Origin of the sequence: Psychrobacter sp. JCM 18901 (assembly GCF_000586435.1) — a bacterium.
Lineage (GTDB): Bacteria > Pseudomonadota > Gammaproteobacteria > Pseudomonadales > Moraxellaceae > Psychrobacter.
The window spans coordinates 104,136-117,360 of the sequence record NZ_BAWH01000002.1; the positions used below are offsets into that span (position 1 = coordinate 104,136).

Consider the following 13,225-nt stretch of genomic DNA (forward strand, 5'->3'; position numbering starts at 1 on the left):
AGAGTAATACTTTCTTATTGCGGCTGATGACCATGCCACTGGCCAAATATAAACACAAATCCAGCACCGATAACTGCTAAATCTACAGAATCATCAAGACAAACTACAACGCACATAATCGTAACAATGACTGTCTGCTCACTAGCTTTTATTCTACTCTTATTTTATTTAATACTTTAAGGCTTACTTTATGAAAATTGACTTACATTGCCACAGTACTTGTTCAGATGGTACCTACGCACCGACCGAGGTCATACAGCGTGCCCATGCAGCGGGCATCAACGTATTGGCATTGACTGACCATGACACGCTGGCGGGGATTGACGAGGCGAGAGACGCTGCCAGTGCCTGCGATATGCAGATTATTAATGGTGTTGAAATCAGCTGTGAACATACATTAAGCGGTGGTTACGGAAAGAATAAGTCTACCAATAAAATTATTCACGTACTTGGACTGGACTTTACGGATCGCGAAAAAAATGCATGCAACGTTGCAGCAACTGCAAGACAGTCGAGCCACTCGTGGTCAACGTATCGCCGAAAAATTGAGTGAATTATTAGATATTAATTATGATGAGCTATGGCAAGCAGTGCTCGATAAAGCAGGCGGTAACCCACAAGCAGTCGGGCGCGCCCATATTGGACAGGTATTGTTTGAGCGCGGTGAGGTCAAAACCGTTCAAAAAGCCTTTGATAAGTACCTAGCAGATAACAAACCTGCTTATGTAGCAATCGAGGCGTTAACGATGCAGCATGGTATCGAGCTGATTCATGCTTGCGGCGGCAAAGCGGTGCTCGCACACCCCACGCGATATCAACTATCAGCGACACGCGTGCGTAAACTGGTCGAAGAGTTTGCGCAGCTTGGTGGCGATGCTTGTGAACTGCCAGCCACTAGCGAGCCGATTAGTACCCGCAGAATGGTCGACCGTAGCATTGCTGAGCATGGTCTTGCGGCATCTATTGGTAGTGACTTTCATGGTAGTAACATGCCTTGGCGACGTTTGGGCGATGTTCCTATTTTGAATGATGATCAGCAAGGGGTTTGGGAGTCTTTTGCAACGCTTGCTTAGTGAGTAGGATTTACCTTGTTACAGTTACTTCTAATAAGGTTGTTTTCAATAGCGATAGGGCCTCATTTATCATGATGAATAAGGCTAAGAATGGGTAAGTAAACAAAATTGCATTCATAGAGAAATTATTGGGAAATAAATGCGTAAAATAGATTGATAATAAGGCAAGAACTTGTAACACTTGATATGAAAATTTCAGAGCGGATAATATGCTTTCACTCTGATTTTAGCGCTTATATATTCAACGCATTTACACCTTTAATGCATTTATACTCTCTGCGGTAGCCCTTCTATGGCTGTATCGATATCCCATCTAGGTTACAACAAAATCTCTAAAATGATTTTTGAGTGGCAGGCTGCTGACCGAACATCGCTGATGGCCTTATTTATCGTGTTAGAAGTGTCATTGCATTGGTTCTGGTGCTTGTATGTCTGGTGGCAGCAAGATGCGTTAAACACCTATGTGAACATACATTATTTATATCCATTATGGCTTGGGATTAGCTTTGTTGGACTGTTCTTTTTATGCATGGTAAAAGGCTTATTTCATTCGAGCAATGACAATGAAATTGTTTTAAGTCGATGGCAGATAGCTTTGGTTTTGGTTTACACCGCCTACATTTCTACTGTTATTGTGATGATAGGGTACAGCAGTCTGTTTGCAGGCGTGTCGCTCGTCGGCGCTGCTATGCTAGGTATGATGTTGATCAGGCGCCGCTATGCTTGGCGTATGTTTTGGCTGCATATTATCTTGATGCTATTAGCGATCATGTCACCTTACTTTGGTATCAGTTTGCCCAATTTACGCCAGTTTACCGTTATTCATCCCATGCTTGAGAGTCATAACTATCTAACTTATAACGAGATTATGGCCGCTGAAAATGCGGTGGCTGCGTTAGCTTTTGAAAACAACGTCTTAAATTGGGATAGTATCAGCGAGCTACAGCGATCATCCGCATTTTTTTGGCGGTCGACGCACTTATATTTAGCGCTGCCGAAAGCAATTTTTATAGTCTATATGTTCCGTGCTTTGCTATTGGTATTAGATGATAGTCGGTTTGAGACCTTACGACATGCCAATCAGGACGAGCTTACCCAGCTTAAAAATCGTCGCTACGGTCTGAAAAAGATGAAGTATGCCTTGGCTACTGTGCGAGAATATCAAGACTTAAGCGTCATGCTGTTAGATTTGGATTGGTTCAAACAGATTAACGATAACTATGGTCACGATGTAGGTGATCAGGTTCTGATTGAAATCTCACAGACGCTATCGCAGTCATTAACAGATGAGTCGATCGTTAGTCGCTACGGCGGCGAAGAGTTTTTGGTTGTACTACCAGACACGAAGCATGATAGTGCTATGGTGATAGCTGAGCAATTACGGCTAAATATTGCTGAGCATGTCATGAAGATTGAAGGTCTGGCTGATTTTAATGTGACAGCAAGCTTTGGGTTATATACCTTAACTCATGAAGAGCGAGATTGTATTGCGCAAGGCTACAAAACGATCACACAGCAAAAGACTGTCGCTCAAACGTCACCTCTTATCAACCAATTGCTACTCAGCGCGCGGAAAGCAAAATCGCCTCAATGCAAAAGCTGCCTAGTGATATCTGCCAACGTCTGATTAGCATAGCGGATAAAGCCTTATATGAAGCCAAGCACCGTGGTCGCAATCAAGTTGTCAGTGCAAATGAGATGTGGGCCGAAAAAGAAGGCGGTAAGCAATGGCTCTATAAAAGCTGTTAGTCATTAACGATCAGCCATTAATAAACAGCCATACTGCTAACACTATATAAGTATTATCGGTATGGCTGATATTCTATTGCTTAGTCCAATTTAGATGCCAGTTTCATTAATCCATCCAATCAAGACGCTAATTGCTGAACTAAGCTTGCGAGCACACTTGTGGCAAAGCTACCTGTAGTCAAAGTAAAGTTTAACACCAGCGTCTGATCGTCCGACCATTCCCAGCTTAACGCCTCAAGCGGTAGGCGTAGCGCTCTTCTTTGCGCCTTAATATCACGCTGCTCTAATCCAGTTGCTAGTTGCATAAGTAGGGGGCTGTGTTGTACTACCTCGGACTCTAAATCTGCAGCGCTACCGGTAACTTTATCGTTACCCGTGCCCCATAGCACGGCAGTTGGATGAATATCGCCACTGTCAATACGAGCATGCAACGTATCATCTAGTGTTTCACTAGTAAATATTGATCCTGAGCCATCTAAATTAAACACTTCACCTGCTAGGCCAGTGTTCCAGCTGCCATTACGTACCCGTGCTGCCAATATCTCATTAAATATCAAGCTACGTGCAGCAGACAATTCCATCGTATTTTGCTCGCGCGGGGCACGCTTACGTTTGCTCTTTTTTGATTGTGGGCGAGGCTCTCGCGGTGGACGAGCAAACAGTGATAAAGCCTCTCTGACGTTATTACCCTGACGACCAAAACGCTGTGGACCAAAATAATTGGGTACGCCGTTTCTACCAATGCGCGTTAGGTGCTGCTCGACGGCCTCTTTTGCAGATAGTAGTTGCTCGGGTGATGCGTTACTTCCGTCATCAACATTTTCGTCACCAGCGCTCGCAAACTGAATATCACGTAAAGTAATAACAAACTGATTGGCACGGTGCGTACCGCGATTGAGTTTTTTTATTGTGCCAGTGCTGCGCAAGGATAGTGACAGTCTCATTTTCGCCGATATCTACCGGTGCAAACTCAGTAGGCGGTAATTGTTTTTTGGTATACGCAAACTGAACCACTGAGTCGTCAATGCGTGACGGTCTTTCAACCCTGAGTAGCCAACATCACGTAATGGAATGTCTGCCCACTCTGATAGTAGTTTCGCCAGATAAGCAGTATTCATGCCTGATTTTTCGATATGTAGCCATAAATGCTCACCTTCACCAGTGAAATCTAATGGCAATAGCTCATTAACGATAAAATCAGTCGCATTGGCTTTATAAGTCGCTTGCTGTATTGGCTGCAAACTTGGCTGTGGCAAATTTGCAGTATCTGTAATAGTGGCAACATCAATATGAGCTAAGTCAATTTGCTCACTGGCTGTTTGTTCATTAGCGTTTTGATCAATAGCTGTTGGATGAATAGTAGCAGCTTGGCTATCTAACTATCTTGAGAAGTAGTAGTTGTTTCGTTTTGATTATCTTGAGAAGTCATAAGGTCGTCTTTTATTTTGTTTATTAATAATGATTAGAAGTAAAAAGAGTGCGGAAAGCAAAGTCGCATAATTACGTTTTGCAACGCAGCAAACATACAAAAAAACATCGTGTACGCGGTGCGCTTGCTACTATCAATGCATAGCATATTAAAAATAATAGGATAAGTTGAATTTGTCTGGTTGGTTACGGTCATTTTCAACCTGCTGTCATTAGACATCATTATAACTGTTAAGGAAGCATTATGACCGACGCAACGATCAACACAGTCACCATCAGTAAAGCAGATATCCCAAGCGGTGGCATGAGATCATATAAGCAAGAAGACGATAGTATCATCTTAATCACTCGCGATGACGATGAGTTCCGTGCATTCGATGGTAAGTGCCCACATGCAGGTGCAGATTTGGGTAACGGATTACGCTGTGGTAATCGGGTAGTTTGTCCTTGGCATCATGCGACTTTTGATAGTCGCGATGGCTCTTTATTAGAGCCGATAGCGACAAAAGGCTTGACCCAGTATGAGCTGACTCATGATGGTGACAATTTGACAGTCGATACCTCAGCTCAGGTAACGGGGCAGGTCGAAAATGATAAATTAACTGACACTCATACCATTATCGTTGGTGGTGGCGGTGCAGGATTTATGACGGCCGACCAGTTGCGTCAGGGTGGCTATGGCGGCAAGATTACGTTGATTAGTAAAGAGGATAAGGCTCCTTACAATCGTCCTTTATTATCCAAAGCATTTTTGGCAGGTAAGATGGACGAGGATAAGCTGCTATTGGGCGGTGCTGACTGGGCGGATAATAACAATATTGAGTTACGCCTCAACCAAACGGTTAGCGAAGTGCTACCCAATGAAGCGACCGTCGTTATAGAGGATAATGATGGCAACAGCGAACGTCAAACTGCAGATTTCTTGGTCGTCGCCACTGGCGCTAAACCAAACTTACCACCTATTAAAGGTGCTGAGATGGATGGCGTATATACACTACGTAGCATAAGTGATGCCAAACTAATTAAAGCGGCCAGTCATGACCAGCGTGTGGTGATTATCGGTACAGGTTTTATCGGTATGGAGACTGCTTCGGCATTAGCACAAGCAGGCACGACAGCTTCTATTACAGTGATTGGTCAAGGTAGCCGCGTGATGGGCAATATTGTCTCTGAAACGGTGAGTAACGCCTTAGTTAAATTACATGAAGAGAAGGGCATCAATTTTGTGTTTGACGCAACCGTTAATGAAATTACTAAGGTTGATCGTCAAGTGGACAAGGATGGAGATAATAATAATCAGGCTTTCTCAAATGTAGGCGGTGTCACGCTGGCGAATGGTGAACACATTGATGCCGATATCGTGATATTGGGTACTGGCGTGTCTCCACGTACAGAGATATTGAGCGAAGTTAACGATCCAGATGGTGTACAAGTCGATGCGCATCTACAGCTGCGCGATGGCGTCTATGCGCTGGGTGATATTGCAAAAGCTACCAATCAAATGGGTCGCATGCGTATCGAGCATTGGCGCGTGGCGCTGCAGCATGGTATGGTCACAGCTGCTGCGATATTGAATGATGACAGTGTCGACTCATTAGAGGCGCGTATACCGTTCTTTTGGACCATGCAATATGGCAAGAGCCTACGCTATAGCGGTCATGCCGAGACACCAGATCACAATATCCTATTTGGTACGCCAGATACGCATGATTATATTGAATACTACTTCGATGATGAAGGCGAGGATACACGGGCTAGTGCAGCAAGTACGCTTGGACGTGATAAAGAGCTGGTTGCCTTCTCCGAGCTATTACGCCGTGGTCATGCACCGACACGCGCTCAGCTCAATGCAGGGCTTGATATTATTGAGCAAGCGCATGCATTATCGCCCTAGTACTATCAAGCAATAAGTATTAGTATCTGGGGCATGTCATCAATTAGCACATGAATACATTTAGTGGTCTTAAAATGGCTAAATTTTGCTAAACATTGTCAGAAATCTTGCAAATATGTTCATATTAACGGCAATTTTTTCCTCGTTTATCTACAACTTTTCTCATTTTAAGCCTCACAATCTAATTAATGACATACCCTAGACTGCTTAGTGATCTAAGCCAGTTTTTTTATAGTCAAATCCATATAAATCCGCTACATCGTCATCCTTGTTAAGTATACTAATCTATAACTTACACTCGGTTTTCTTGTATCGAAATTATTTGAATGCAACTATACATAGACGGAAAAGGAAAAATTATAATATGAGCGAAAACAATATAAATAACAGCAATATGAAAACAGACCACTTTAATAAAGAGTCGGTATTTTTGCGTGAAGCGACATTGGATGATATTGTCGCACTTGAGCAGTTATTGAACTGCTGCTATCGCGAGACAGCGGGCTGGACCAATGAGGCCGACTTAATCGGCGGTATCAGGACCACATCAGCGGAGCTCGCTGCCGTAATCAATGACCCTAATCACTATTATTTTGTCTATCCAAAAACCACAACAGGCCACCGTGGTGGAGATGAGACGGGTGAGATATTTGGCTGTATCGCTGTCGATATCAAAACCGATGCTGACTCAAATAAAAAAAGCCTATATCGGCATGTTTGCGGTACATCCTTTGCTACAAGGGAAGGGTGTTGGTAATGTAATACTACAAGCAGCTGAGACCTTTGCAGATCGTCATTTACAGTCACTTAATCAGCCTAGCCGTCTGACTATGTCTATCTTAAGTCATCGTCCTGAGCTTTTGGCTTACTATCAGCGCCGCGGTTATCAGTTCAATGGTAATAAAATGCCGTTTCCAAACGATGGCAACAATGGCGAGCCAAAGCGTGATGATTTAGAGTTATTAGAACTCGAAAAATTCGTTAGCTAATCAAATTGGCTTAGTAAAAAAACACTAAAAAAATATTCTATCTAAATTAACCCCAAAAATGTCCAAAGGTCATAAACAGACCAATACTCAGAAGCATAAATGCCACAATAATTAAGCGCTTGAACCAGTTAAATGCTGGCAAGCGCGTGGTATTATCATCCGACATGAGATAAGCGAACAAAAACAATAGGCTTGCTGCCAAGGTCATGATACCAAGCCCAATTGGTAATATAAATAAGTACACTTGCCACACAGTCATCTCTCAACGGTCATTATTAAGGGCATCATAGCAGCAACAGGATTGCGCTGTCAGTATGCCTTGCTTTAAATTTTTCAATGCAAATAATGATTAGAAAGTACAGTAGTCATCAGTACGATACAAAAGTACTGAGCCAGTTTTAGACCTACGAAGCTATATGCTTACGCCATGACTGACAATAAAAAAAGGACGCTCAAATGGCATCCTTTTTTTATAATAGCTAAGAATAAGAGAAACGTTAAACAGTGAGCTTAACGCATCGTCACAAACTCTTCCGAGCCAGTTGGATGAATGGCAACGGTATTATCAAAGTCAGCCTTAGTCGCGCCCATTTTGATAGCGACTGCGAAGCCTTGAATCATCTCATCGACGCCAAAACCAATACCATGCAAACCAATGACTTTTTCGTCATTGCCCAAGCATACTAGCTTCATGGTGCATTTTTGACGATGTTGAGTGACCGCGCTATACATATCGGTAAAGCTTGAGGTATAACATTTGATGTTTTCTTTGCCATAGCGTTCTACCGCATCGATTTCAGACAGCCCAATCGTACCGATAGCCGGGTGAGTAAAAATCACCGTTGGTATCAATGTATAGTCTAAGTGCTCATTGGGTTTATTATTAAACAGACGCTCAGATAAGCGGCGACCAGCAGCAATCGCTACAGGCGTTAGATCTACGCTGTTCTCGATAATATCGCCAACCGCATAAATACCATCGACATTGGTATTTTGGAATTTATCGACTTTGATTTTACCCGTCTCAGTCGTCTCGACCCCTGTCACTTGCAGGTTGATACCATCAGTCGATGGCGCACGACCAATCGCCCAAATCAAGCAGTCGACAGTGTCGATACAGTCTTCACCGCCATCGTTGGTAGTCAGATCGAGGCTGTCATCGTCATTTTTATTGACTTCACTGATCACTGTATTAGTGTGTAACTTGATGCCAGCTTGTTCCATTTCTATCAGCAAAGTCTCTACGATAGTATGGTCAAACGTACGGAGTGGTGAATGTTTGCGCACATACAAATGCACTTCGGCACCCAGACTGTTTAACACTCCTGCGATCTCGACAGCGATATAGCCAGCGCCCACAATCGCCACGCGTTTTGGTAAATGATTCAACGCAAAAAATCCGTCAGAGTCGATGCCGTATTCTGCGCCTTTGATATCTGGTTGAATCGGATGACCGCCCGTAGCAATCAAAATATGGTCAGCGGTAATCAGCTCGCCATTTACTTTGACGGTATTGGTATCGACGAACTTAGCAAAACCTTTGATCACTTCGACGCCGTTTTTGGCCAAGTTGTTATCATAAGCGCGGTGAATGTTTTCGATATATTGTTGGCGGCTCTGTACCAGCTTTTGGAAGTCAAAACCTTTTAACTCAACATCAAAACCATAGTCTGGTGCATATTTATGGATGGCTTCAGCCACTTGGGCGCCATACCACATGACCTTTTTGGGAACACAGCCCAAATTCACACAAGTGCCACCCAATTGATTGGCTTCGATAATGGCGCATTTTTTTGCCATAGCTGGCTGCACGGTTGAGTGACGCGATGCCGCCGCTACCACCGCCAATAGAGATATAGTCATAATGTTTGGTCATAATACGGTCTCTTTATTAAGTTGTTATGGGTGCTGTTTCTGACTCTACTGTAATGGGTCTTATCATCCATCTTGCAAGTTTTTTATGGTTAAGATGTGTTGAATCGCTTGAGTATAAATGGTGTTTGATTAAGAAAAGCCTAGCATTTAGATATTTAAGATCATCTATACAATAGGACGACGTCTATAAAATAACAACCCCGGAATGGACAAGCCGAGCACCAATCCTGAGGTGACAAATAAAGCTTCGAACAAATACACCATCATTTGGCTAAATAACTCATCTGAAAAGCCAAAGTAACCTATCTGTACCATACTGACCATCGCCTTATAGGCGGCGATACCAGGCATCATACAGATGACACTGGGTGAGATGAGCGCTTTTGGCGGCAGAGTATATTTCTTAGAAAAATACACGCCCAAAAAAACTGGCAAGCATCGCGCCAAAAAAAGCTGGCAACCACGATATGAATGTGCTGATAAACGAGCGCTGTCTTTAGTCCAAAGCCAAAGGCAGTCATCAGTAAACAAGGCAGTATATAGCGTTTGGGTACGCTAAACATTAGCGTCCAACCAAGAGTGATGATACAAGACAGTATGACGGTTTTGATAAACCACATCTTAAAACCCCCAATGCTGTATGCGAAGTAAAACCAATGCCATCACGATACCGACGCACGCGGATAAGGTGAGCATATAGGTAAAGACCGCACGCCCAACGCCAATATTGACATAGCCTTTTAAGATATCGGACAAAGAGTTAATCAAAGGAAAGCTGGGCACCAATAGCAGTACGCTGGAGGCAACAGCGATATCCGCATTGTTACCAATATCAAAATAATAGGTCGTCGCCCCAATGAGGGAGGCGATAAATGCGGTCACAATGACCGTGATAAAAGGGTTAAAGTGGTGCTTGGATAGATAGATACGAGTAAACATTGCTACCATACCAGCGATGAATGTTACCGCCGTAATCGACCAACTACCGCCATTCAGATAAGCAAATGCGGCACAAGATGCACCAACAAACAGACTGACTAGCCACGTTGGATACACGGTCTTATCCAACTCATCAAAGGCAAGGGTAGTGCGGTCAATCAATTCATTATGATCGACAGTGGCTTCAGTCTTATTAACGATTTGCTGGATTTGTACCAACAGATTGACGTTGATGCTCTGATTGATCGTGTCTCTAGTGGTAGTGATACAGCGCTCGTCACAGATAGTCGTCAAGGTAATGGCATTAAAGTTCAGCGAACACTCGACACTGTTCATCCCCAAGGCAAGCCCCAAGCGTTTGGATAAGTCCACCACCACGCAGACTCAGCGCCGTACTGCATAAGGAGTAATCCGCAGCGCACGCATAGTCGAGTAATGCGCTGCTGCTTTACGTAGCTGATAGAGGTCATGGGTGAGATACGCGTATTGGTTGATATTGATACGCTATTATAAAGGGTCTGGGAGTGGATAGGGTAGCGATACGAATATAGCAAGGTAACGATATAGTCAATCCTCTATAAAAGAGTTACAGCGTTAACCTCGTTTGAAGTATCACATATACATCTACACTCAGTTGCCTTGCATCTCTTTTAAACTGAATCAACTATAAATTGGATTTATATTATGATGGAGTTAATCCGGCTTTCCTTCCAGTTTCTAGCCTAGTAATCAGTTTTTCCACTAAAAAAAATGTATTCGTAGACCTAAGAATTTAGGTTCTTCAGGTTATTTGAATATTCTAACCAATTTGCAATAGCTGCTCTACTGTTAGGATTATCGGTAGCTCTTTTCTTTAACAACTTTAGTGTCCAACGTCTTACTTCTTCAGTTTTAAGGAGGCTAATAGAAGGTTGGTAAGGGGCAGAGAGTATATTTTCCCGATAGTTATTATTTACTAATATCCAATTTTTATCCCTTAGTAAAACTCCATTAGTAAACATAGTCTGCACTATTTTTCTAAATCTAAAGGCAGGATGCTGCAGAATTTTTCGGATATACTGTTTCCGATCTCTTTCATTATCAATAGGTTGCCAAAGTAATGTGTTTAAGTCATCTTCTTGGATATCTCTCATAGCTTCGAATAGCTCTTCACTATGATAGCCATTTTGGTAAAAGCGTTTGAAGGCTTCACAAATTAAATTTATATCATTTATCTGCTTTATTTCTAGTTTTCTTTCTTTGACTACCTGAACTAGATATTCATAGAATATATCGTATGACTCTACATCAAAAAAGTACCATTTTTCCTTATGCCAGTAGTCAGAATTTTCAGATACTTTTCTTCTAATATAGTCCTTTACGAAGTCTTCTAACTGAACAGACAATACCATTTCACCATTTTTCTTAAGAGTGTTGCAGTAAAAGCTTAAGTTAGTTAGGGTTTCTCTACCAATCTGCTTTACACCACTTTCAAAAAGCCTTTGATTGAAATTATCTCCTGCATTTAAACTATGATGCTCACTAATTAAAACTTCTTTTTCTCTATCACTTTCCAAAGCTTCTTCATTGATTAAGTCTTGGTTTAGCAGTCTTTCAAATTTTTCACTATCTATATTAATATTCGTAATCAGTTCGATAACAACTATACTCCAACCATGCATACGGAAGTTAGGATGGAATTTTGAAAGCTTTTCCTCTACGAATTCTTTCTTAGTTCTCACAGTTGCTTTTAACGCGTCATCATCACTTTTTAAAAAGATATCTAATCGGTCATCGAGACCATCTTCGGAAAAATACATTTCTAACTCTTTCATATCGACATAAAGAACTTTAGGAATGTCATTAACAAGCTTGATAATGAGAATTTGTCTTAGAATTTCTTCCTTGCTCAGCTTTGATAAAGATGATGAGTGTTTTATTATCTCCTGATAGATTCTCTGAACGCGCTGATAAAATCTAAGATTTCTAACACCCATAGTTTGATAGAATTTTTCGTAGATAGGAAATGTCTCAATGTCACTAATTTTATCTTTAATAATTGACAATGATTCGTCTAAAATCAGGACTTCATCAAACACCTTTTCTTTATGCTTATCAAAATATTCTTTATCGTCTGATTCTTCATCGTGCATTATCATTAATACTTGGCACCTGCGTTCATTTTTAAGATAATTCACTAATCCCATGATCTCCGACATCGGTAAGCCATTTGACTTTCTTTCTATATCATCTAAGCAAACTAATGTATTTTTGAGATGTGAAAAAAACAATACTCGTAATAAGGTTATTACCAAGATTCAGTCCTATGCGGACATCAGAAGTAGTTCCAATGTTGCTACCTGTCAGGAAGATAGAAACTTTTTAATAGGTTTGAGGATATCTTTTTTTCCATATACTGTCGTTAACCCCAACTGATTTATGAACTTCTATAGCAATTGCAGATTTTAGGCTTGCTAATGAATCCAAACCGAACAAAGAAACGTAGGCATACTTTTTACCAGAAAACACTTCTTCATTTTTATCACGAAGTTCGTCCCATAGATGTGTCTTGCCAACACCCCATTCACCAGTTAGCGCAATAGCACAAGGAATGTCAGTATCAACTAATTTTAAAATTCGCTTCTCAATATTTTCGACATTTGCCATTGCTGACAACCTTACATATGTTCTTAAATTAACGATTATATTAACACCAAATTTAAAACCTTAACCAACAAAAAAGGCCACTCTCTAAAGAGTAGCCTTTTATCATTAATCATCTAAAAATGCTAATTATTGCGGACGGCCTTGACCATGTCCTTCAGGTTTTTTTATAGCCTTTTGCATTCATACAGGCTTCTAGTTTTTTCATATCACTTTTACTTGGACGACTTTCTTTAGACATTTTTACGCCAGCTCGTTGAGCACAGTCATCCATGCTTGCTTCATATCCGCTGACATCGCAGGTCTTTGATGGTTGCGATCGCTTACGCCATTTGATGTGCCGCTTGACGCACAGGCACTAACGCCAACAGTAGATGCTAAGACAATAAATAGTAACTTTTTCATAAGAAGTCCTTAAAAGTTTCAGGGGTCGTACAAGAGTGGGTAGCGTCAATTTGTGTTGGCTATATCGTTATTAACCAGTTGTTTCTATATCGTATGCGTTTACGCGTCATATCTAACCATTTAAATATTAATACATTTAACTTTTAAGTATCTTTAATAAATATTAAGAAAGGTAACGCAGTGAAGCAACTTAAGTCTTAGTTTATATATCGATTTCCGTTCATAGCTTA

At 41.5% G+C, this 13,225-nt stretch carries 10 protein-coding genes and 5 pseudogenes; 6 read left to right on the forward strand and 9 right to left on the reverse strand.

What is annotated here, in order from left to right:
* Window positions 1–190: 190 nt before the first annotated feature.
* From TT11_RS03140 to TT11_RS03150, 3 genes and pseudogenes are all read left to right on the forward strand, one after another.
* A pseudogene (locus TT11_RS03140) lies at window positions 191–1,073 on the forward strand (PHP domain-containing protein).
* A gap of 292 nt (window positions 1,074–1,365) precedes the next feature.
* On the forward strand, window positions 1,366–2,700 hold the full coding sequence (locus tag TT11_RS03145; RefSeq protein WP_261869049.1) for a diguanylate cyclase: 1,335 nt from the start codon (window positions 1,366–1,368) through the stop codon (window positions 2,698–2,700).
* Complete coding sequence (locus TT11_RS03150) at window positions 2,664–2,822, forward strand: hypothetical protein (RefSeq protein ID WP_261869050.1); 159 nt, start codon at window positions 2,664–2,666, stop codon at window positions 2,820–2,822. The genes TT11_RS03145 and TT11_RS03150 overlap by 37 nt, the downstream gene beginning before the upstream one ends.
* 119 nt (window positions 2,823–2,941) lie before the next feature.
* On the opposite strand, the gene truD (TT11_RS03155) is transcribed toward TT11_RS03150, so the two are convergent.
* Together truD (TT11_RS03155) and truD (TT11_RS03160) are read right to left on the reverse strand one after the other, a co-directional pair.
* Complete coding sequence (gene truD, locus TT11_RS03155; RefSeq protein WP_261869105.1) at window positions 2,942–3,484, reverse strand: tRNA pseudouridine(13) synthase TruD; 543 nt, start codon at window positions 3,482–3,484, stop codon at window positions 2,942–2,944.
* Between the two features lie 39 nt (window positions 3,485–3,523).
* Window positions 3,524–4,078: pseudogene (gene truD, locus TT11_RS03160) on the reverse strand (tRNA pseudouridine(13) synthase TruD); the annotation flags it as partial.
* A 416-nt stretch (window positions 4,079–4,494) separates the two neighbouring features.
* Here truD (TT11_RS03160) and TT11_RS03165 point away from each other — a divergent pair.
* The 3 genes from TT11_RS03165 to TT11_RS03175 all read left to right on the forward strand — a co-directional run bounded on the left by TT11_RS03165 (window position 4,495) and on the right by TT11_RS03175 (window position 7,133).
* Window positions 4,495–6,144 (forward strand): FAD-dependent oxidoreductase, encoded by a 1,650-nt coding sequence (locus TT11_RS03165; protein WP_261869051.1) that lies wholly within the window; start codon window positions 4,495–4,497, stop codon window positions 6,142–6,144.
* 364 nt (window positions 6,145–6,508) lie between these two features.
* Window positions 6,509–6,901, forward strand: a complete 393-nt coding sequence (locus TT11_RS03170; protein ID WP_261869052.1) for a hypothetical protein — start codon at window positions 6,509–6,511, stop codon at window positions 6,899–6,901.
* A complete protein-coding gene (locus TT11_RS03175; RefSeq protein WP_261869053.1) occupies window positions 6,858–7,133 on the forward strand; it encodes an N-acetyltransferase in 276 nt (91 codons plus the stop codon). Before TT11_RS03170 ends, TT11_RS03175 begins: the two co-directional genes overlap by 44 nt.
* Before the next feature lie 46 nt (window positions 7,134–7,179).
* Here the strand turns inward: TT11_RS03175 and TT11_RS03180 are convergent, their stop codons facing one another.
* From TT11_RS03180 to TT11_RS03210, 7 genes and pseudogenes are all read right to left on the reverse strand, one after another.
* Entirely contained in the window at window positions 7,180–7,392 is a 213-nt protein-coding gene (locus TT11_RS03180) for a hypothetical protein (protein ID WP_102090330.1), read from the reverse strand.
* A 251-nt stretch (window positions 7,393–7,643) separates the two neighbouring features.
* Window positions 7,644–9,009 (reverse strand): annotated as a pseudogene (gene gorA / locus TT11_RS03185) (glutathione-disulfide reductase).
* A 164-nt stretch (window positions 9,010–9,173) separates the two neighbouring features.
* A pseudogene (locus TT11_RS16960) lies at window positions 9,174–9,628 on the reverse strand (threonine/serine exporter family protein).
* 1 nt (window position 9,629) lies between these two features.
* Window positions 9,630–10,417, reverse strand: a pseudogene (locus TT11_RS03195) (threonine/serine exporter ThrE family protein).
* Window positions 10,418–10,711: 294 nt separating this feature from the next.
* Complete coding sequence (locus TT11_RS03200) at window positions 10,712–12,241, reverse strand: hypothetical protein (protein WP_261869055.1); 1,530 nt, start codon at window positions 12,239–12,241, stop codon at window positions 10,712–10,714.
* Window positions 12,242–12,308: 67 nt separating this feature from the next.
* On the reverse strand, window positions 12,309–12,593 hold the full coding sequence (locus tag TT11_RS03205) for a KAP family NTPase (RefSeq protein WP_261869056.1): 285 nt from the start codon (window positions 12,591–12,593) through the stop codon (window positions 12,309–12,311).
* Between the two features lie 240 nt (window positions 12,594–12,833).
* Window positions 12,834–12,995, reverse strand: coding sequence for a hypothetical protein (locus TT11_RS03210; protein ID WP_261869057.1), 162 nt, complete (start codon window positions 12,993–12,995; stop codon window positions 12,834–12,836).
* Between the last annotated feature and the right edge of the window lie 230 nt (window positions 12,996–13,225).

What these genes read in the sequence shown, in the direction of transcription:
- TT11_RS03145 (WP_261869049.1), top strand. Translation starts at nt 1,366, where the DNA reads ATGGCTGTATCGATATCCCATCTAGGTTACAACAAAATCTCTAAAATG.
- TT11_RS03150 (WP_261869050.1), top strand. Translation starts at nt 2,664, where the DNA reads ATGCAAAAGCTGCCTAGTGATATCTGCCAACGTCTGATTAGCATAGCG.
- TT11_RS03165 (WP_261869051.1), top strand. Translation starts at nt 4,495, where the DNA reads ATGACCGACGCAACGATCAACACAGTCACCATCAGTAAAGCAGATATC.
- TT11_RS03170 (WP_261869052.1), top strand. Translation starts at nt 6,509, where the DNA reads ATGAGCGAAAACAATATAAATAACAGCAATATGAAAACAGACCACTTT.
- TT11_RS03175 (WP_261869053.1), top strand. Translation starts at nt 6,858, where the DNA reads ATGTTTGCGGTACATCCTTTGCTACAAGGGAAGGGTGTTGGTAATGTA.
- TT11_RS03180 (WP_102090330.1), bottom strand. Translation starts at nt 7,392, where the DNA reads ATGACTGTGTGGCAAGTGTACTTATTTATATTACCAATTGGGCTTGGT.
- TT11_RS03205 (WP_261869056.1), bottom strand. Translation starts at nt 12,593, where the DNA reads ATGGCAAATGTCGAAAATATTGAGAAGCGAATTTTAAAATTAGTTGAT.
- TT11_RS03210 (WP_261869057.1), bottom strand. Translation starts at nt 12,995, where the DNA reads ATGAAAAAGTTACTATTTATTGTCTTAGCATCTACTGTTGGCGTTAGT.